Consider the following 16,979-nt stretch of genomic DNA (forward strand, 5'->3'; position numbering starts at 1 on the left):
AGGGATGCGGTGCTGCGGTCACGGAAGCAGCCAATCGATCGGGCGCTGCTCGGCGAGGTGGACGGCGCCGGTGGCCAGGGTCATGGAGTCCGGCGTGAAGGGCGGGCCGCCGGCGGTCGACCAGGCGTAACCGGAGTTGGTGCCGGGGGACTTGTCGAGGCGTACGAGCACGGCGACGGGCGGGCCGTCCTTCGTGAACTGCCCGGCCAGTTCCTTGTCGCCGAGGAAGCCGGTGATCTTCTGCCGGGTCTGCGCGGCCCGCCCGACCGCCTTCACATGGCCGCGCAGCGTCCCGTACCGCTGAGTGGGCACGGACTGGACCGTGAGGTCGACCGGGGCGCCGACGGGCACGGTGGCCGCGCTGTCGGCGGGCACGTACAGCATCGCGAGGAGCGGGTCGCCGGTGCCCGCCACGCGTTCCAGGGCCGCGACGTCGGCGCCGGTGGTGACGACGGTGCCGATCCGCGCGAGGAGGGTGGTCACCCGGCCGGCGGCGATCGCGCGGACGGCCTTGTCGCCCTGCTGTGTACGGACCTTCAGCACGGGGGCGCCCGCGTCGAGCCGTTCACCCTCTTTGGCGTAGACGCCGGTGACCTGCCCGGTGACGGGGCTCTGGAGGACGTAACTGCCCTGGCCGTGGGTGAGGATGCCGGGCGCCCGGAGCGTCGAGGCGACCGAGCCGGTCACCGCCCAGACGCTCGCGGCGGCCATGACGACGAGGGTGACGGCGAGGACGAGCAGGCCCTGGGGGCGGGCGTAACGCACCGGAAGGTCGAGTTCCTCGGGCGACTGCAGCTTGGACAGGGCCTGCTGGCGGAACTGCACGGAACGCTTTCCTTACTCACGTCTGCCTGCCTGTGGCGTCCGTGAGCCCCGGGACCAGACCAGTGGTCCCGGGGCTCACGGATCACGCGTCTCGGTGAGCGAAGGCTCAGAGACCGGCGGTCAGGCCGGAGGCCAGGCCCGTGACGACGCCGGTGTTCACGCCCGTGGCGCTCTCGACGGTGCCGACGACACCGGCCACGACGCCGGAGACGGGGGCGATGGAGTCGACGGTGCCCGTGACGTTGCCCGCGACATGGGCGACGAGGCCGCCGGAGACGTTGTCGAGGTCGGCGTCGGAGATTTCGAGGGTCTCGACCTGCGGGGTGTTGTTCATGGTGTGAGCTGCCCTTCTCATGAAAGTCATGAATGTTGCAAAGGTGTTTCCAACATTGCGGAACTTGGGGTGCGAATTCCGCGTCGGCCAGGATCAAAGCACGTTCGCAGCTCGCACATCCAATCGCCCGAGCACCGGTCGGCCGCGGTGGTGACCTCGCATCACCGCTGCGTGCAGGCGGTTTCACCGCGCGGGGGCAGCTCCTTCACAAGATTCACAGAAGGAAATCGAGGGCATGACGGGACTCCCTTCAACAAATCGGACACGGGCCCGGCGAAAAGCACGCCCTGTACCCCCTGCACGGGAATTCATGTGGGATACCTCGTGAATGGCGTGACCGGAGTGCGCATTCGGTGTGCAGGTTCATTGAAGGCATGCCGAATCGTGGCCGATGGGGACACCGGGGGCGATGCCCGGTCAGTTCACGCCGCGCTCCCGCCCCGCCCAGTACGGCTCGCGCAGCTTGAACTTCTGGATCTTGCCGGTGGCCGTGCGCGGGATGGCGTCGCGGAACTCGACGGTCGTCGGCGCCTTGTAGCCGGCCATCCGCTCCTTGCAGTGGGCGATGATGTCCGACTCGCGCGCCGTCGCGCCCTCCGCGAGGACCACCAACGCCTTGATCGTCTCGCCCCACTTCTCGTGCGGCACCCCGATGACCGCGACCTCGGCGACCGCGGGGTGGCTGAAGATGGTGTCCTCCACCTCGATCGACGAGACGTTCTCGCCCCCCGTGATGATCACGTCTTTCTTCCGGTCGGAGATGGTCAGATGGCCGTCGGCCTCGTCGAACGTGCCGCCATCGCCCGTGTGGAACCAGCCGTCCTCCAACGCGGCGGCGGTCTCCTCCGGCTTGCCCCAATAGCCTTCGAGCACGACGTTGGACCGGGCCAGGACCTCGCCCGCGTCCGAGACCTTCAACTGCACGCCGAGCGCGGGCAGGCCGGCACGGGCGAGCTTGTGGGCCCGCTCCTCGGCCGGCAGCTCCAGGTCCGCGGCCGTGGCCCGGTTGAAGGTGAGCAGCGGGGACGTCTCGGTGAGCCCGTAGATCTGTGTGAACTCCCAGCCCAGCTCGGCCTCCACGCGCTGGATCAGCCGGCTCGGCGGCGGGGCGCCCGCGCACACGATCCGCACCCGGTCGCGGCCGGGCACCTCGCCGGACCAGGCGGCCGCCGCGTCGAGGACCGCGTTCCACACCGCGGGCGCGCCGCACATGAGCGTGACGCCGTGCTCCTCCACGCGGCGCAGGATCTCCGCGCCGTCCACCTTGCGCAGGACGACCTGCTTCACGCCGAGCCCGGCCATCACGAACGGCATGCCCCAGCCGTTGCAGTGGAACATCGGCAGGGTGTGCATGTAGACGTCCCGCTCCCACACTCGGGTGTGCAGGCCGAACGTCAGTCCGTTGACCCAGATGTTGCGGTGCGTCAGCTGCACTCCCTTGGGGCGGGCCGTGGTCCCCGACGTGTAGTTGATCGTCGCGGTGGCGTCCTCGTCGGGGTTCGCCCACGGGCGCGGCTCCACGTCGAAGCGCATCAGCTCGGTCTCGGTCTGCTCACCGAGCACGAAGCGGTGGCGCGCCTTGACGCCCGACAGGGCGTCGTCCAGCTCCGGGTCCACGAGCAGGACGGAGGCGCCGCTCTGCCGCACGACGTACGCGACCTCTTCCGGCTTGAGCCGGAAGTTGACGGGCACACAGATCCGTCCGCTCATCGGGACGGCGAACAGCAGTTCAAGGAGCCGGGCGGAGTTGTGACTGACGACCGCCACCCGCTCGCCCTCGCCGACGCCCAGCGCGTCGAGACCGGCCTGCCAGGCCCGGACCCGCTCGCCGAGGCGCCCATACGTCGACTCCGGCACCACCGGGGCGGGTTGGATCGGTTCGTCGATCACGCCCGGGTCGGCGGCGAAGCCGAGCTCCGCCCGGTGGAGGAAGTCCGTGACGGTCATCGGTGTGCGCATCGCGCTCTCTCCTGACATCGGGAACCAACGCTACGTAGCATCGTGTGAGTCATGACGCGGGTCTCACTACCCCCGGACGGGGGTGTCGCAAGCTCTGGGGCCGGAGGGAGGGGCGCGTGTCGACTGACGGCGGTGAGTCGGTGGAGATGCGGACCGCTCTGCTGCGGCTGCGCCGCGGCACGGGGCTCCCGATCGCCTTCGCAGGACTCGTCGAGGGGCAGCGCCAGGTGCGGATCGGCGAGCTGAGCGGCACGGAGACGCGTGCGCTGTACGGGCTTGCGGTCTCGTCGGGCAACGGCCTCGGCGGCAAGGCGCTCGCCCTCTCACGGCCGTGCGCGGTCACGGACTACAGCGTCTCGCGGCACATCAGCCACGAGTACGACGCGGCGGTCGAGACGGAGGGCCTGCGGTCGGTGCTCGCGGTACCGGTGGTGGTGCGCCACCGGGTGCGGGGCGTGCTGTACGGCGCGCTGCGCGCGGCCCAGCCGCTCGGCGACCGGGCCCTGTCGGTGGCGGTGGCCGCGGCGCGGGACGTGGAGCGGGCTCTCGTCGTACGCGATGAGGTGCGGGCGCTGCTGGCGGCGGCCCGCGAGCCGGTCGCGGGCCCCGGGGCGTGGGAGCCGGTCCGCGAGGCGCACGGCGCGCTGCGGGCGCTGGCCCCGCGCATCGCGGACCCCGCGTTGCGCGCCGAGATCCTGTCGGTGTGCGGCACGTTGGCGTCGGCGACGACACTCCCGGAACGCGATCGCGCGCGCCCTGTCGCCCTCGCCCCGCGCGAGGTGGACGTCCTCGCCTGCGTCGCGGCGGGCGTGACGAACGCGGTGGCGGCACAGCGGCTCGGCCTGCGCCCCGAGACGGTGAAGGGCTATTTGCGCTCGGCCATGCGGAAGCTGGGGGCGCACACGCGCCTGGAGGCGGTGGTGGCGGCGCGGCGGGCCGGGTTGTTGCCGTAGGGCGCACTTGTCGCTGTCAGGCGGGCGGGGCTGCCACCGTAGGGCACGCACCTGTTGTCGCCACCGGGCGCGACTGTCGCCGTCCGGCGGACGGGGCTGGTGCCGCAAGCCGCGATGGTTGCCACCCGACGGACGAGCGCGATGGTTGCCACCCGACGGACGAGGCTGCCACCGCAAAGCACCCGCCTCATGTCGCCACCGGACGTGGCTGTCGCCGCACGGCGAGCGGGGCTGGTGCCGCAAGCCGCGCTTGTCGCCGTCCGAGGGACGAGGCTGCCACCGCAAAGCACCCGGCCCATGTCACCACCGGGCGCGACTGCCGCCACATGACGGATGGGGCAGCCGCCGTAGGGCACGCACCTGATGTCGCCACCGGACATGGCTGTCGCCGCACGGCGGACAGGGCTGGTGCCGCAAGGCACTGGTTGCCACCCGACGGACGAGGCTGCCACCGCAAAGCACCCGGCCCATGTCGCCACCGGACGTGGCTGTCGCCGAACGGCGAGCGGGGCTGGTGCCGCAAGCCGCGCTTGTCGCCGTCCGAGGGACGAGGCTGCCACCGTAGGGCACGCACCTTTGTCACCACCGGGCGCGACTGCCGCCGAACGGCGAGCGGGGCTGGTGCCGCAAGGCACACTGGTTGCCGTCCGAGGGACGGGGCCTTCGTGGGGCCCCGCCCTTGCCGTTCGGCGGCGTTACGTGTCGGCGCTACTTGTCGGCGGTCAGCTTGCCGGCGACGCCCCAGCTGTCCGCCGGGGTCTCGTGGATCCAGACGTGGACGGTCTCGGCCGGGATGCGGTACGCGTCCACGAACGCGTCGGTGATCTGCTTGACCAGCTCCCGCTTCAACTCGACGTCGCGGGGACCCTGCTGGACGGTGACGATCGGCATGACGGAACTCCCATACGTGGGGCAGGCGGCCCGGCGAACCGGGCTACCGGCGGCTTCGCCCCGGATCGGCCGGGGCTTTCGGTACGCCCCCAGTCCAGCCCAGCCGTGCCCCGCCACCAAGGGCCAGACGGCGACCGCAGCGATCAGTTCCCGTGATCGCCGCAGGTCACGGGCGCCGCGGCCGCGCACGCGGCGAGAAAGACGTCCAGCTCCGGCGGCGGCCCGGCGGACCGCACCGCGAGCCCCGTGGTCAACGCGGGGCCCGGCGCGCGGAACGGCACGAACGCCACGCGCGGACTGTGCAGCACGCGCGCGTGCGCCGCGTACACGACCGTCCACTGCGGTACGACGCCCGCGCCGATGGTGGCGAGCGTGTCCTGCAACGAACCTCCCGCGGGCCCGGGCAGCGGCTCGAACCCGGCGTCGTGACAGGCCCCCACGACGAGGTCGACCAGGGCCGGGTTGTTGCGCCGCGCGGTGATGGTCAGCGGTAGCGCGGCGAGGTCGGCGAGGTCCAGCTCCGGCCGCGCGGCCAGCGGATGCGAGGCCGGGACGACGGCCACCAGCGGGTCGTCCCACAGCGGCACGATCCGCACACCGGGCACGGGCTCCCCGGACCGCACGAAGGCCGCGTCGGCCCGCCCGTCGAGAACCTGTTCGAACCGCTCGCGCACGGTCCCCGACACGAGTTCCACCGGCACGCCGGGCGCCCGTACGGCGAACTCGGCGAGGACCCGGTCCAGGTGCTCCCCGAGCCCGGTACTCGTCGCGAGCCGCAGCCCCGCGGGCCGGACGACGGCGGCCCGCGCCCGCTCGGCCGCGGCGAGCACCGCACGCGCCTCGGGCAGCAGCCGCTCCCCCGCCCCGGTGAGCCGCACATGACGGGGCGAACGGTCGAAGAGCGCCGCGCCCAACTCCCGCTCAAGGCGCCGTATCTGCTGGCTGACGGCGGACTGGACGATGTGCAGCCGCTCGGCCGCGCGCCCGAAGTGAAGCTCGTCGGCGACGGTCACGAAGTAGCTGAGCTGCCGCAGTTCCATGCGGAGAAGCCTAGGCGGGCGTCAGCGGTCGACGACGGCCCCGAACCGGATGTCGTACGAGGGCCGGGCCTCCGTCCCGGCGATCCGCGTCAGCATCCGCTCGGCCTCGCGCGTCAGCTCCTCCCGCTCGCTGCGCCCCGTGCTGCCGAACGGCTCGATGGTCAGCACGGCCTCCCCGCGCCTGTCGTCCTCCACCAGCCGCCACACACCGGCGAGGAACCCGTCGAGCAGGAAGACGCAGTACGCGAAGTTTCCCTTCCACATGCGCCCCTTGTACTCGGCGGGCACGACGCGGGTCCGGTCCGCGTGGGAGAGGAGGAGGTTGTCGAACTCGGGAAGGAAGCGGGGCGGGGCCGGGCTGTCCGCGTCGGGGCGCGGCGCGTCGGGCAGGTCGAAGAGCTCGACGCCGTTCTCGTCGCGGAACGTCCGCAGCCGGGGCCGCAGGCGCTCGAAGACCTCCCGCATGCGGGTGAGCCGCGCCCAGGTCTGCATGTCCTTGACGGAGGCGGGCCCGAAGGCGGCGAGATAGCGCAGCACGACGTCCTCGGCGACCGCCCCCCGCGTGACGTCCGCGTCCACGCCCGCCCCCGCTTCTGTGTCGGGGCCGAGCCACTTGCCGACGGTGGTGAGCGCGACCTGTCCGCCGCGCCGCCACAGCCCGCGCGGGGTCACCTGGACCAGCGGCAGCGTGCAGCGGGCGGCGATCGCCAGGGCCTGCGGGTCGGCGTCGGGCCACCGGACGAGCAGGGCCTCGCGCAGCTGCTTCATGGTGCGGGGCTCGACCTCGACGGCCTCGCGCGCGGCCTCGGCGAGTTCGCCCAGGTCGACACCGGTGAGGCCGCGGCGGAACAGGTTCAGCTCGCGTACGAGGGCGTCCTGTACGAACGGCCGCAGGGTGCGGGCGTCGGTGGCGGTGTGCAGGTGAATGGTGGAGCGCAGCGTGACCATGCGGACCAGTTCGCGCGACTCCAGGAGCGCGGACAGCTCGCGCGGGTCGAAGTCCGCGAGGCGCGCGGCGAGGGCGTAGTAGGGCGGCTTGACGTTCTGCGCCTGGAGCCCGACGAGGTGGGTGACGGCGTCCTTGACGGACAGCTCGCGGGAGCGGCGCAGGAGGAGCTGCCGTGCGAGCGTGGCACGATTGAGCGCGCGCCTGCCCAGCACGGGGGCGTCGCCGCGTACGAGGGCGTCGCCGCCGGTCAGGGCCCGGGCCCCGGTCGTCTTGGTCATGGAGCTGACGCTAGCGGTCCTTGCGGACAGCTACGGTCCGCAATCCGGGGAGAGCGGCGCGGTTCGCGTCGCCGTCACGTCCGGGTCTTTTGGGGCGTATATCCTACTCCGTGGCCATCTAGACATACGTTCGACACGACCTGGAGGCGGCCAGCATGGCGGAGCGCCGAGTCCGTCCGGCATCGACCGCGAAGAAGCACACGTGGCGACGCGCGACACGGCCCCCGGCGGCCCCACCCTCTGCGGACCCGAAGCCGCCCGCATCCGCCGGGGCCGCCGGGGACCAGAGGGAGGCGGACAGCGTCATCCAGGCCGCGCTGTACCAGGGCGGGGTCCGCGTGGCGACGCCGTCCTCCCTCGCGGACACCTTCCGGGAGCTGCGCGAACAGCGGGACGGCATGGCCTGGATCGGCCTCACCCGGCCGACCGAAGCCGAACTGCTGTCGCTCGCCGCCGAGTTCGACCTGCACAAGCTGGCCGTCGAGGACGCGATGGAGGCCCACCAGCGCCCGAAGCTGGAGCGGTACGGCGAGACGCTCTTCGTCGTCCTGCGCGCCGCCCGCTACCTCGACGCCCCCGAGGAGGTCGACTTCGGCGAGCTGCACGTCTTCGTGGGCCCCGACTTCGTCATCACGGTGCGGCACGGCGCGGCCCCCGACCTCTCGGCGGTCCGCCGCCGCATGGAGGCGACCCCCGAGCTCCTCACACTGGGCCCCGAAGCGGTGCTCTACGCGATCCTCGACGCGGTGGTGGACGGCTACGCCCCGGTCGTGGCCAGCGTCCAGAACGACATCGACGAGATCGAGACCGAGGTCTTCAGCGGCGACCCCGAGGTCTCCCGCCGCATCTATGAACTCTCCCGCGAAATGGTCGAGTTCCAGCGCGCCACCCGCCCCCTGGTCGGCATGCTGCACGCCCTGATGGCGGGCTTCGCGAAGTACGGCACGGACGAGGAACTCCAGCGCTACCTGCGCGACGTGGCCGACCACGTCACCCACACCAGCGAACGCGTCGACGGCTTCCGCCAGGCCCTGACCGACATCCTCACGGTCAACTCGACCCTGGTGACGCAGCAGCAGAACGCGGAGATGCGCGCACTGGCGGAGGCGGGCTTCGAACAGAACGAGGAGATCAAGAAGATCTCCTCCTGGGCGGCCATTCTGTTTGCTCCCACACTCGTGGGAACGATCTACGGCATGAACTTCGACCACATGCCGGAACTGCACTGGGTGTACGGCTACCCTTTCGCGATCCTGCTGATGGCGGTGGTGTGTTCGAGCCTGTACGTGGTTTTCAAGAAGCGGGACTGGCTGTAGAGGTCCGGCCACCCGCCTCGGGCATGAAGTGGGCGGCGTGGACCCTGACCGCGACCTGGCAGTTCGCCCGTTTACCCGGGGCCCCGCAGTACTGCGGGGCCACTGCGGCCGACATCCGGCCGTCCTTGTTGATCCGCCGCTGCACCGGCACCGGGTCCCAGGTGGACTGGTTCGCCGTGTCTCACTCCTTCATGTCGTCCGCGTCGGCGTCCGTCTGGGGCAGTGCGGGCTGCTCCGTATTCTCGGTCCCGATACCCGGGTTCAGGTTGCGCATCTTTTCCAGGAGCCCTTCGAGGCGAGAGACCGGCTGCGTCTCAAGAAATGCTGAGACGTCTGCCCCACTGATGAACTGCGGTACCGGCGCCTGAGTGATCTCCTTGAGCATTCTGAGCACCATGACGTTGTCAAGGCCGAGGGCCTCGATGTCGGCCGCGAGATCCAGATCCTTACGCCGCTTCTCCGCCCGCATGCGCACGACGTCGGGTCGGCTTCTGCAGCATCTCGTTCAGCGCCTCGTCCTCCGCGCGGAACTCGCCCAGATGGGTACCTTTGGATTCCACTCCCCACTCTCTGAGTTCGTTCTCCACCAGAGAGGCAAGGTCGAGACGGGTACCGCGGTAATTGTTCAAGAAATCCCGCACTGTCAACGCAGTGGCGATCTGGCTGAAGTACGAAGCGACCATGGCATCCAGTACACGCTGCACGAAGCGCTGGACGGGCTGCCGATCGTGCTGGAGGCCACCGATTCCCGAGAACTGGCCCCCACCGTGCCTCCTGACCGACTCGGGAGCGGACGCCGCTGGAATTCGGAGAAGCTGCTTCACGTCCACGAACAGCCGGTATCCCTGCACGGTAGCCGTGATCCGATCCAGATGCGCGTCATAGTTCATATATTCTTCTCCGGGCATCTTCTCATCCCATTCCAGCGTGGGAAGATGCGTCGGAATCAGCACGACACGGACGAAATACGGGTTGAGTGCACAGACCGTTCCCCCGCTCAGAGTCTCCTCCTGCATGCCCCGCCAGCCGCCGTTCTTGAGGAAGATCCAGGGCGGACGGTATCCCTGATGGCCCGGCACAGTCGGTCCCGGCCGGTCGTCCTCCGGCTGCGCGCCGTCGAGCGCGATCACCACGCCGGTCTGGTCGGCGGAACTGACCCCATGCACTGAGGCTAGCCCCTGGCTGCGAAACTCAGATGCCTTTCACACCATCGGTCCCGGCTGCGCCAAAGGCCGACGGTATCGCGTCAGCGACTGGCCTGCCGATGTGCTCCAAGCGATATCGGACCCCCGCCGACGCGTAACGCCGCTGCGGCGCCCAGTACGGCCTCGGTGGTAATCCGGCGACCAGTTCCTACTCGTCCCCCGTGCTCCAACCCGCACGGGATCCAGCCGCACGCCGCAGGCGCGGGGCGCATGGAGACCGGTCCCGGAGTACGCGGCCAGGCCGGTGGCCCGCCAGGCGTGCGCGCCCGCGGCGGTGCCCGGCACCGGCCGGGCCGCTGCGATCACAAGGCGTGTATCGGCGTCCAAGATGACCCGCACGGTCGCCGAGAACCGGTAGTTGCGGCCGGAGGACCCGACCTCGGCACACCGTCGAGCACGAGACGCCAAAGCGCGGGCTGTAGCCTCACTCACTCCCGCAAGGTGTAGAAGCGCATCGGTGAGTTCGGCGTGAAACCGATGCGCGGGTATACGGGGGCCCCGGCGACGGTCGCGTGCAAAGTGGCGCGGGTCAGCCCGGTGGCTCGGGCGCCCTCGTGAAGCGCCTTGCGCGTGACCGCCTCGCCATAGCCCCTACGCTGCCACTGCGGGTCGGTGGCGACGAAGGCGACGAAGAGGCGGCCCTGCGCTTCGACCGTCGCGGCACACGCCACCGGAACGTCGCCTCGCATGCCCAGGTAGGCGTACATCTCGCTCTTCCAGTGCGCGGATCCGACCAGACCGTCGCGGCCTTCCTCCAGGGGGAACCCGTAGGCCCTCGACTGGAGGTCCGCGTAGGCCCGCAGGTGCTCGTCGGTGCGCACCCGCACGAAGGTCAGGTCCGGGTGGACCGGGTCGGGGATGGGCAGTAGGTCTCCGGCCATGCCCCTGCCGGGGAAGGCGTACTGCAAGCCGGCCTGCTCGGCCGCCGTGGTCAGCGCAGTGCGCGCGTCGTCGTCGAGGAGGCCCTCAAAGAGCCACAGGAAGCCCGGGTGCTTCTTCGTGCGCATGATGTCCGCCGCCTGGCTCAGGCGTTGTGCGACGAGATCGGCTCCTGCTCCTGGGTCGGTCAGCGTGATGCAGTTGTAGAACGAGAATCGGCAGTCGGCCCAGCGGACGGCGATGCCGGGGAGGTCGCGCACATCCGCGTCCGCATCGCGGTCGAGCACCAGGGCACGCCAGGCCACGGTGAGCTGCTGTGCCGATTCGATGGACTCCGTGAGGCCGGTCACCGTGCTCCCGCAGGTCGTTGGGGTCGTTGGGGTCGTTGGGGTCGTTGGCGCTCCGGTGCCGGGAGCGCGCGGTGTCGCTGTCATCAGATGATGCCTTCGAACTGTCCGTCCTCGGTGGGGGAACTGGAGCGGGGCACGTGGTAGGAGTCGCGTCCGAAGCGCCGCCACAGGGCGGCTATGAGGAAGGCCACCACTACGGCGACGGGGGTGTAGTTGAAGGTGGTGGCGGTGATCGGGCTGCTCTGCGGCAGCAGGAACAGCACCGTGACCGCGGCCGCCCACACCACCGCCACCCAGCCGATCGGCAGGCTCCAGCGGCCCAAGTGCCAGGGCCCTGGGGTGAACCGGTCCCGGTGGAGCAGTCGCAGCAGCACCGGGATGGCGTAGGCCGAGGTGAATCCCACGACCGAGATGGCGGTCACCGCGGCGAATGCCGCCGAGGAGTACAAGGACGGCAGCGCCAGCACGAAAGCCACGGCGACCGCGAGCCAGACCGCGTTGGCGGGGATGGCGGAGCGGCGGCTGATCTTCTTCCAGAGTCCCGATCCGGGCAGGGCACCGTCCCGGGCGAAGGCGTAGATCATCCGGCTGGCGCTGGCGGTCACGGTGTATCCGCACAGGAACTGGGCCACGATGATCACCAGCAGCAGGGCCTTGGCCGCCGCCATGCCCAGCGCGTCCAGGAGGATCTGCGCCACTGGTACACCGGTCGGGCTGTCCAGGGTCGCGGTGTAGTCCTGGACGGCGAACAACAGCGTGATCAGCAGGATGCCGCCGGCGATCCAGGACACCGCCACCGAGCGGAAGACCCCGCGAGCCGCGGCGACGGAGGCGTGGTTGGTCTCCTCGCTCAAGTGGGCCGAGGTGTCGTAACCGGCCAGGGCGAACACCGGCAGCAGCATGCCCAGCAGAATCACGTATACCGGTGCGCTCCAGCCGGTGTTGTTGGTGAACTCGGAGAAGACGAAGCCGGCCGACTGGTGGTGGGAGGGCAGGAACGCCAGGGCGCCGACGATGACGACGGCCCCTGCCAGGTGCCACCACGCGCTCAGGGACGTCAAGATGTTCATCAGCCGGGTGCCGAACAGGTTCAGGACCGCGTGCAGCGCGAGGATGACCGCGTACAGGGCCAGCAGGGAGCCCGGGGTCGGCGTGTAACCGAACTGCAGGTTCATCCACGCGGCGGTGAACGTGGCGATGCCGTAGTCCTGGGCGGCGATTCCGCCGAGCAGGCCCAGGAGGTTGAGCCAGCCGGTGTACCAGCTCCACCGCTCCCCTCCGAGCTGGCGGGCCATGTAGTACAGGCCGCCGCTGGTGGGGTATCGGGAGGTGATCTCCGCCAGGGACGCGGCCAGGCACAACACCAGCGGCCCGACGGCGAGCCACCCCCACGTGATCACCGCGGGGCCTCCCGAGTTCAGGCCGTAGCCGAACAGCAGCAAGGTCCCCGACATGATCGAGATGACCGACAGGGAAGCCGAGAAATTGCCGAAAGCCCCCATCCGGCGGTGGAGTTGCTGGGTGTAGCCCAGCGACTGGAGGATGCGTGCGTCCTCCCCGTCGTCGTCGACCGGGATCGGCTGCTGGCGCGGTGCTCTTACCGAAGTCATTGGTTCTCCGCACAGGAAGGCTGAAGCAGGGGGGATGCAGGCGGGTGGCTGCCGGGCCGTCGACGGGACGTGGCGGCGCCCGCCCGTGAGGGCTGGCCGGCGGTCAAGGATGTTCTCCCGAACGCCGCGGGTGGGATCTCAGGCAGGCGACGCGGTCCTCCTCGAACGCCTTCCGCCACTGGCCGTCGGGGTGCCGGGTGTCGTACTGCCACGGGGCAGGAGTGGCGAAGTCTCCGATGGCATCGAACACTTCGGTGGCCCACTGGGCGAAGCCGCCCCTCGCCAAGGAGTAGGCGAGGTAGTTCAGGTCCAGCTGGGAACTGGTGGCCGGATCGCACTTCCGGAACCAGCCCTCGAATGCCTGCGTGACGGCCCGGGTGGTGTCCTCTCTGGTCCACAGGAGATTCAGCATGACCTCAGCGCCGTTCTCCCGTCGCTCCCGGTGCTCCTGCACACGGGCGTAGAGAGGCAGCAGAAGCAGTGGCGAGTCGGGCGGCGCGAAGGAGACCGTCCAGCGGGCGAAGTCCGTCGCGACGGCCTGGCGGCCCGCCGGCCCGGGCGGGCCTGGAGCGCCTGGGACATGCGGTGCCATGCCTCGCGGTTGAACGGACCTCGCCGGTGCGCTTCCCCCAGCAGGCCCCATGGCCCGCCGGGCAGCAGATACTCATGGGGTGGTGGCGCCACGTGATGCTCCGGGTAGCGTCCGGTCGTGTCCGCTTCGGCCAGGGCCAGGCGGCAGATCCAGGGCACCGCGTCGTCGGGATTCCCCTCGCTCGCCTTGTGGCACGCGTCCCGGGCCCTGGCCACCAGTTTCTCCAGGTCCCCTGCCCGGCGGTAGTCACGCGCCCAGTTCCTTCGGTGGGCTTGCAGCACCCGTTCGGTGGCGACTCTGGCGTACATCACCCGGGCGGCGAGGCTCTCCGGTTCCTCTTTCAGCCACAGCTCCACAACGTTGGCCCGAGCTGCGACAACTCCAAGGACCTGGGTGCGGGATGTCCACTGCGGCCAGTTGCCCGTCCGGGCCAGCACCTGCCGCATCTGCATCCAGTAACCCGCCTGGATGTCCTGCACTGCCGTATAGAGGTCTGCGTCTCGGCCGGCCGGGTTCGCCTGGCCGGCCGGGTTCGAACTCTCCATCAGCGCACCCCTCGGCCGGCCGGGCACAAGGCGGGCCGCTGGGAGCCGTCAGCCGGAGCCGCCGGGGCCACCGGAAGGCGGCACTCCGCTGCTCGGCGTCTTCTCGCTCTGTATCCCTTCACGCGGCGACCGGCCGGTTCGGACGGCGCTGCCGAGACCTGGTGGCGCGGCCCGGCCGCGCAGGGCGTGCGCTGCGGCTCGCCGGGTGATGTGAGCACGACACCGAACGGTGTGCACGGGCGAGCATAGGCAGAGGAACCTCGGGACAGTCGGGACGGGCGGCACGGTCAAGCAAGGGACAGCTGTGCGGGCCGGCGAGCGGGGTGGCGACGGCCGCCGGCGCAGCACCGGGCCGGTGGCTCCCACTTTCGGCCGGTAGCCAGTGCCCGACAGGTACTTAAGTGCCTGGAGAGGCGCATGACCAGAGAATCCCGAGATTGTTCAGTTGCCCAGCTACAGGTTTCGGCCATGCGACAGGCCGGCGTCGCCATCCGTGACCGCATCCGCCGACCGCAGCACTCGGACGGTGCGCCGCCCGGGGGCTCGGACGCTCGCGGCCGCGTGCTCACGGGGCATGGGGAACGGGGCACCAGAGGTCCGCCCATGTCCGCTCAGGACGGCGGAGCGACACGATCTTCTCCGGGGAAGCCGATGCCGCCCTTTGTCGTACCGAGGCCACCGCCACCGGATGGGAGCGCACCGCCAACCCTTCAGCGCGGCGATGGCGTTGCGGGACCGATGGGTAAGCCGCTTGCCCGTGGGGCGAGTTGGGGCACGCCGATGGTGCGCGGGCGCCGTGAGGGGCACTGCGTTCAGGCGTGCACGGGTGTCCTGGTGGCGACCTTACAGCCGCGGGATCATTCGGCCAGTTCGGAGCGGTAGTCACTGACGGTGAGCAGACGTCATTGCGGGCGGAAGTGTGCGGCCTGGAGAGCGGTGAGCCGGGCCCCGCGACGCGAACGGCAGGTGCGGACGGGGACGTCCGCACCTGCCGAGAGGTCGAGCGGGTTACTGCGCGGTGATCAGCGCACGTCGACGTAGTCGCCGGCGGCCTTGACCGCCGGAGTCGTCGAGTTGCCGGCGAAGTTCCAGCGGAAGTAGCCGTCGCTGGCGGCCTTGACCGTGGTCTTCAGGTTGCCCTTGGTGTCGGACTTCACCGTCTTCACGGCCGTGTAGGTCGTCGTGCCCTTCTTCTTGAACTCCAGCTTCACGGACTGGTTGGTGTAGCCCGCGTACTTGTGGGTCTCCCAGTTGGCGCGGGTCAACGCGCCGGTGATGGTGAGCGTCTTGCCCTTCTGGATCGGCTCCGGCGAGGCGTTCGCCGTCAGCTTGGAGAGGCGCTGCACCTTGAAGGCGCCGGCCTTCTCCACGAGGATGGTGTCGATGTCGTTCGCCGTCACCAGCGCGTCGACGTACCAGGCACCGGCCGGGCTGTTGTCGTAGAAGTCGGTGTCGGGGTCGAGCGTGAACTTCGCGGTGCACGTCGAGGTCGTCCCGCTCGACGCCTCACACGTGGGCGCCGACGACGGCAGCGCCATCGAGGAGTTCGGGCCGTACAGCGTGATGTCGGCCTCGTCGATGCCCGAGTCGTCCGACGCGGTCACGGAGACCGAGAAGCTCTTCGCGGCGGTGGTGCCGAGCACGATCGGCTTGCCGCCGTTGACGGTGACCTGATCGATGGTCACGTCGCCGGACGGAGCGGCGAAGGCGTTGGGTGCCGCGAAGCCGGTCACGGCCAGGGCCGAGCTGAGCACGGCGATACGGATGCGGTGGCGCATGAATCCCCCCACGGGATGACGCCGGGTCAAATGGACTGCCCGGCAATGTTGTTGTGAACGCAATGACCTTACGTTCTTCACGGCGAGTTCATCATTGTGTTGATCGCCACGCGCGCCCCGTACAACCTTGTGCCGTGTCCGGTACCTCAGCGGTGTTCGGGCAGGTCGGCCTCCGCCGGCCGGCCGGAGGGCGTGCGCGGCGCCTCGGCCGACGCCGACGACGCGGCCCGCGTGGTCCTCTTCCCGCAGAAGGCCGCCTCCAGCGTCCCGCCGAGCGCCGTGTTCGCCGCGCCCCGGTTCGAGGTGTTCGCCATGGCGGAGAGCGCGCGGCGGCCGTCACGGGTGGCGAAGGCGTAGGTGTAGTAGCCCTGGACGGTGCCGGTGTGTCCGTAGACCTGGGTTCCGCACGACAGGTCGTAGCGGCGCAGTCCGAGTCCGTAGAACCGGGTCTGGGTGGTGTCGGTCGGGGTGACCGTGGTCATGGCGTCCAGCATCCGGGGCGAGAGCAGTCTGCCCCGCATCAGCGCGGTGGTGAAGGTGTTCAGGTCGGCCGGGTCGGAGATGACCGCGCCGGCCGTCTGCGCCCAGGAAGCGGTCTGCTCGGTGGAGTCCACGAGCGGTGCCCCCGCCTCGTCGGGGTGGAGGTAGCCGCGCACGTGCGTCCCCGCGATCCGGGCCCGCGGGTGGACGTAGGAGGTGTGACGCAGTCTCAGTGGCTTGATGACGCGCTGCTCGTACTGCTTGGCGACGGTGGTGCCCGTGGCCTTCTCGATGAGCATGCCCACGACGACGAAGTTGGCGTTGGAGTACTTGTAGGCCGCGCCGGGCTGGGTGGTGCGGGGTTCGGCCAGCGAGAGGTCGACCAGCTCCTGGTAGGTGAAGACGCGGTTGCGCACGGCCTCGAAGCCGGGCACGGTCTTGGCGAACATGGCGTCGGTGTAGTCGGCCAGGCCGCTGCGGTGGGTGAGCAGGTGGCGGACCGTGATGCGGTCGTCGGGCAGCAGCCCGGGGAGGTAGCGGTTGACCGGCGCGTCGAGCTTCAGCCGTCCCTCGTCGACCAGTTGGAGCAGTACGACGCTGGAGAACGTCTTGCTGACGCTGCCGATGCGGAAGCGTGCGGTGGTGTCCATGGCCGCGCCGGAGACGCGGTCGCGGACACCGGCGGTGCGCGTCCGGACGCCGTCGGGTCCGGTGAAGCGGGCCATCGCACCCGGAGCTCCGTTGGCCATGGCGGCGTTCAGGGCCGCGGTCACCCCGTCCATGTCGGGAGCGGGTGCGGAGGGGGCCGTGGGGGCGGGGACCGTAGGGGCCGCGGGGGCCGCCGGTGTCGCGGAGGCCGCGGTGGCGGGGGCGAGAACGCCGGTGAGGGCGGCGATCAGGGTGGCGCTCATGACCAGACGTCGGTGCGTCAACTGGGGCACGTGGCTTCCTCGTTCTCGACTCGGCGGAACAGCGGCACACGCGTGCGGTGTGCC

The 16,979-nt window shown here is 70.4% G+C and carries 15 protein-coding genes and 2 pseudogenes; 2 read left to right on the plus strand and 15 right to left on the minus strand.

Translation table 11 applies throughout. The features are described 5' to 3' along the window. Positions 1–18: 18 nt before the first annotated feature. The 3 genes from ACOBQB_RS06180 to ACOBQB_RS06190 all read right to left on the minus strand — a co-directional run bounded on the left by ACOBQB_RS06180 (position 19) and on the right by ACOBQB_RS06190 (position 3,118). Positions 19–825 carry an HlyD family efflux transporter periplasmic adaptor subunit gene (locus ACOBQB_RS06180; protein WP_423589400.1) on the minus strand — a complete coding sequence of 269 codons (807 nt, stop codon included), beginning with the start codon at positions 823–825 and terminating at the stop codon, positions 19–21. Between the two features lie 106 nt (positions 826–931). Further along, the gene (locus tag ACOBQB_RS06185) at positions 932–1,159 is read right to left on the minus strand and encodes a type A2 lantipeptide (protein WP_399935833.1); all 228 of its coding nucleotides are present in this window, start codon (positions 1,157–1,159) and stop codon (positions 932–934) included. 417 nt (positions 1,160–1,576) lie between these two features. Beyond that, positions 1,577–3,118, minus strand: coding sequence for an AMP-binding protein (locus tag ACOBQB_RS06190; RefSeq protein WP_423589402.1), 1,542 nt, complete (start codon positions 3,116–3,118; stop codon positions 1,577–1,579). 146 nt (positions 3,119–3,264) lie between these two features. Between ACOBQB_RS06190 and ACOBQB_RS06195 the strand changes: the two genes are divergently transcribed. Then, on the plus strand, positions 3,265–4,071 hold the full coding sequence (locus ACOBQB_RS06195; RefSeq protein ID WP_423590443.1) for a LuxR C-terminal-related transcriptional regulator: 807 nt from the start codon (positions 3,265–3,267) through the stop codon (positions 4,069–4,071). Between the two features lie 708 nt (positions 4,072–4,779). Here ACOBQB_RS06195 and dmpI read toward each other — a convergent pair. From dmpI to ACOBQB_RS06210, 3 genes are all read right to left on the minus strand, one after another. Continuing rightward, positions 4,780–4,962 carry a 4-oxalocrotonate tautomerase DmpI gene (gene dmpI, locus ACOBQB_RS06200; RefSeq protein WP_423589404.1) on the minus strand — a complete coding sequence of 61 codons (183 nt, stop codon included), beginning with the start codon at positions 4,960–4,962 and terminating at the stop codon, positions 4,780–4,782. Between the two features lie 143 nt (positions 4,963–5,105). Beyond that, positions 5,106–6,002, minus strand: a complete 897-nt coding sequence (locus tag ACOBQB_RS06205; protein WP_423589405.1) for a LysR family transcriptional regulator — start codon at positions 6,000–6,002, stop codon at positions 5,106–5,108. Between the two features lie 21 nt (positions 6,003–6,023). Further along, on the minus strand, positions 6,024–7,229 hold the full coding sequence (locus ACOBQB_RS06210; protein WP_423589407.1) for a winged helix DNA-binding domain-containing protein: 1,206 nt from the start codon (positions 7,227–7,229) through the stop codon (positions 6,024–6,026). A gap of 155 nt (positions 7,230–7,384) precedes the next feature. Between ACOBQB_RS06210 and ACOBQB_RS06215 the strand changes: the two genes are divergently transcribed. Next, complete coding sequence (locus ACOBQB_RS06215; RefSeq protein ID WP_423589409.1) at positions 7,385–8,545, plus strand: magnesium and cobalt transport protein CorA; 1,161 nt, start codon at positions 7,385–7,387, stop codon at positions 8,543–8,545. Between the two features lie 34 nt (positions 8,546–8,579). Here the strand turns inward: ACOBQB_RS06215 and ACOBQB_RS06220 are convergent. The 9 genes and pseudogenes from ACOBQB_RS06220 to ACOBQB_RS06260 form a co-directional block, all read right to left on the minus strand. After that, positions 8,580–8,717: pseudogene (locus ACOBQB_RS06220) on the minus strand (transposase); the annotation flags it as partial. A 9-nt stretch (positions 8,718–8,726) separates the two neighbouring features. Beyond that, complete coding sequence (locus ACOBQB_RS06225) at positions 8,727–9,014, minus strand: hypothetical protein (RefSeq protein WP_423589410.1); 288 nt, start codon at positions 9,012–9,014, stop codon at positions 8,727–8,729. Beyond that, complete coding sequence (locus ACOBQB_RS06230) at positions 8,992–9,678, minus strand: hypothetical protein (protein WP_423589411.1); 687 nt, start codon at positions 9,676–9,678, stop codon at positions 8,992–8,994. The genes ACOBQB_RS06225 and ACOBQB_RS06230 overlap by 23 nt, the downstream gene beginning before the upstream one ends. 276 nt (positions 9,679–9,954) lie before the next feature. Beyond that, positions 9,955–10,140: pseudogene (locus tag ACOBQB_RS06235) on the minus strand (IS5/IS1182 family transposase); the annotation flags it as partial. Positions 10,141–10,178: 38 nt separating this feature from the next. After that, positions 10,179–10,979, minus strand: coding sequence for a GNAT family N-acetyltransferase (locus ACOBQB_RS06240; protein ID WP_423589412.1), 801 nt, complete (start codon positions 10,977–10,979; stop codon positions 10,179–10,181). Between the two features lie 83 nt (positions 10,980–11,062). After that, entirely contained in the window at positions 11,063–12,589 is a 1,527-nt protein-coding gene (locus tag ACOBQB_RS06245; RefSeq protein WP_423589413.1) for an amino acid permease, read from the minus strand. Between the two features lie 103 nt (positions 12,590–12,692). Beyond that, positions 12,693–13,181 carry a hypothetical protein gene (locus ACOBQB_RS06250; RefSeq protein ID WP_423589415.1) on the minus strand — a complete coding sequence of 163 codons (489 nt, stop codon included), beginning with the start codon at positions 13,179–13,181 and terminating at the stop codon, positions 12,693–12,695. 1,567 nt (positions 13,182–14,748) lie between these two features. After that, on the minus strand, positions 14,749–15,504 hold the full coding sequence (locus ACOBQB_RS06255; protein WP_423589416.1) for a DUF5707 domain-containing protein: 756 nt from the start codon (positions 15,502–15,504) through the stop codon (positions 14,749–14,751). Between the two features lie 146 nt (positions 15,505–15,650). Beyond that, positions 15,651–16,895, minus strand: coding sequence for a serine hydrolase domain-containing protein (locus ACOBQB_RS06260; protein ID WP_423589418.1), 1,245 nt, complete (start codon positions 16,893–16,895; stop codon positions 15,651–15,653). Positions 16,896–16,979: the final 84 nt, after the last annotated feature.

The sequence above is a fragment of the Streptomyces sp. G5(2025) genome, assembly GCF_049542075.1.
Classification (GTDB): Bacteria; Actinomycetota; Actinomycetes; order Streptomycetales; family Streptomycetaceae; genus Streptomyces.

Coding starts and splice junctions, on each gene's coding strand:
- ACOBQB_RS06185 (WP_399935833.1), bottom strand. CDS start 1,159: ATGAACAACACCCCGCAGGTCGAGACCCTCGAAATCTCCGACGCCGAC.
- ACOBQB_RS06190 (WP_423589402.1), bottom strand. CDS start 3,118: ATGCGCACACCGATGACCGTCACGGACTTCCTCCACCGGGCGGAGCTC.
- ACOBQB_RS06195 (WP_423590443.1), top strand. CDS start 3,265: ATGCGGACCGCTCTGCTGCGGCTGCGCCGCGGCACGGGGCTCCCGATC.
- dmpI (WP_423589404.1), bottom strand. CDS start 4,962: ATGCCGATCGTCACCGTCCAGCAGGGTCCCCGCGACGTCGAGTTGAAG.
- ACOBQB_RS06205 (WP_423589405.1), bottom strand. CDS start 6,002: ATGGAACTGCGGCAGCTCAGCTACTTCGTGACCGTCGCCGACGAGCTT.
- ACOBQB_RS06210 (WP_423589407.1), bottom strand. CDS start 7,229: ATGACCAAGACGACCGGGGCCCGGGCCCTGACCGGCGGCGACGCCCTC.
- ACOBQB_RS06215 (WP_423589409.1), top strand. CDS start 7,385: ATGGCGGAGCGCCGAGTCCGTCCGGCATCGACCGCGAAGAAGCACACG.
- ACOBQB_RS06225 (WP_423589410.1), bottom strand. CDS start 9,014: ATGCGGGCGGAGAAGCGGCGTAAGGATCTGGATCTCGCGGCCGACATC.
- ACOBQB_RS06245 (WP_423589413.1), bottom strand. CDS start 12,589: ATGACTTCGGTAAGAGCACCGCGCCAGCAGCCGATCCCGGTCGACGAC.
- ACOBQB_RS06250 (WP_423589415.1), bottom strand. CDS start 13,181: ATGGCACCGCATGTCCCAGGCGCTCCAGGCCCGCCCGGGCCGGCGGGC.
- ACOBQB_RS06255 (WP_423589416.1), bottom strand. CDS start 15,504: ATGCGCCACCGCATCCGTATCGCCGTGCTCAGCTCGGCCCTGGCCGTG.
- ACOBQB_RS06260 (WP_423589418.1), bottom strand. CDS start 16,895: ATGAGCGCCACCCTGATCGCCGCCCTCACCGGCGTTCTCGCCCCCGCC.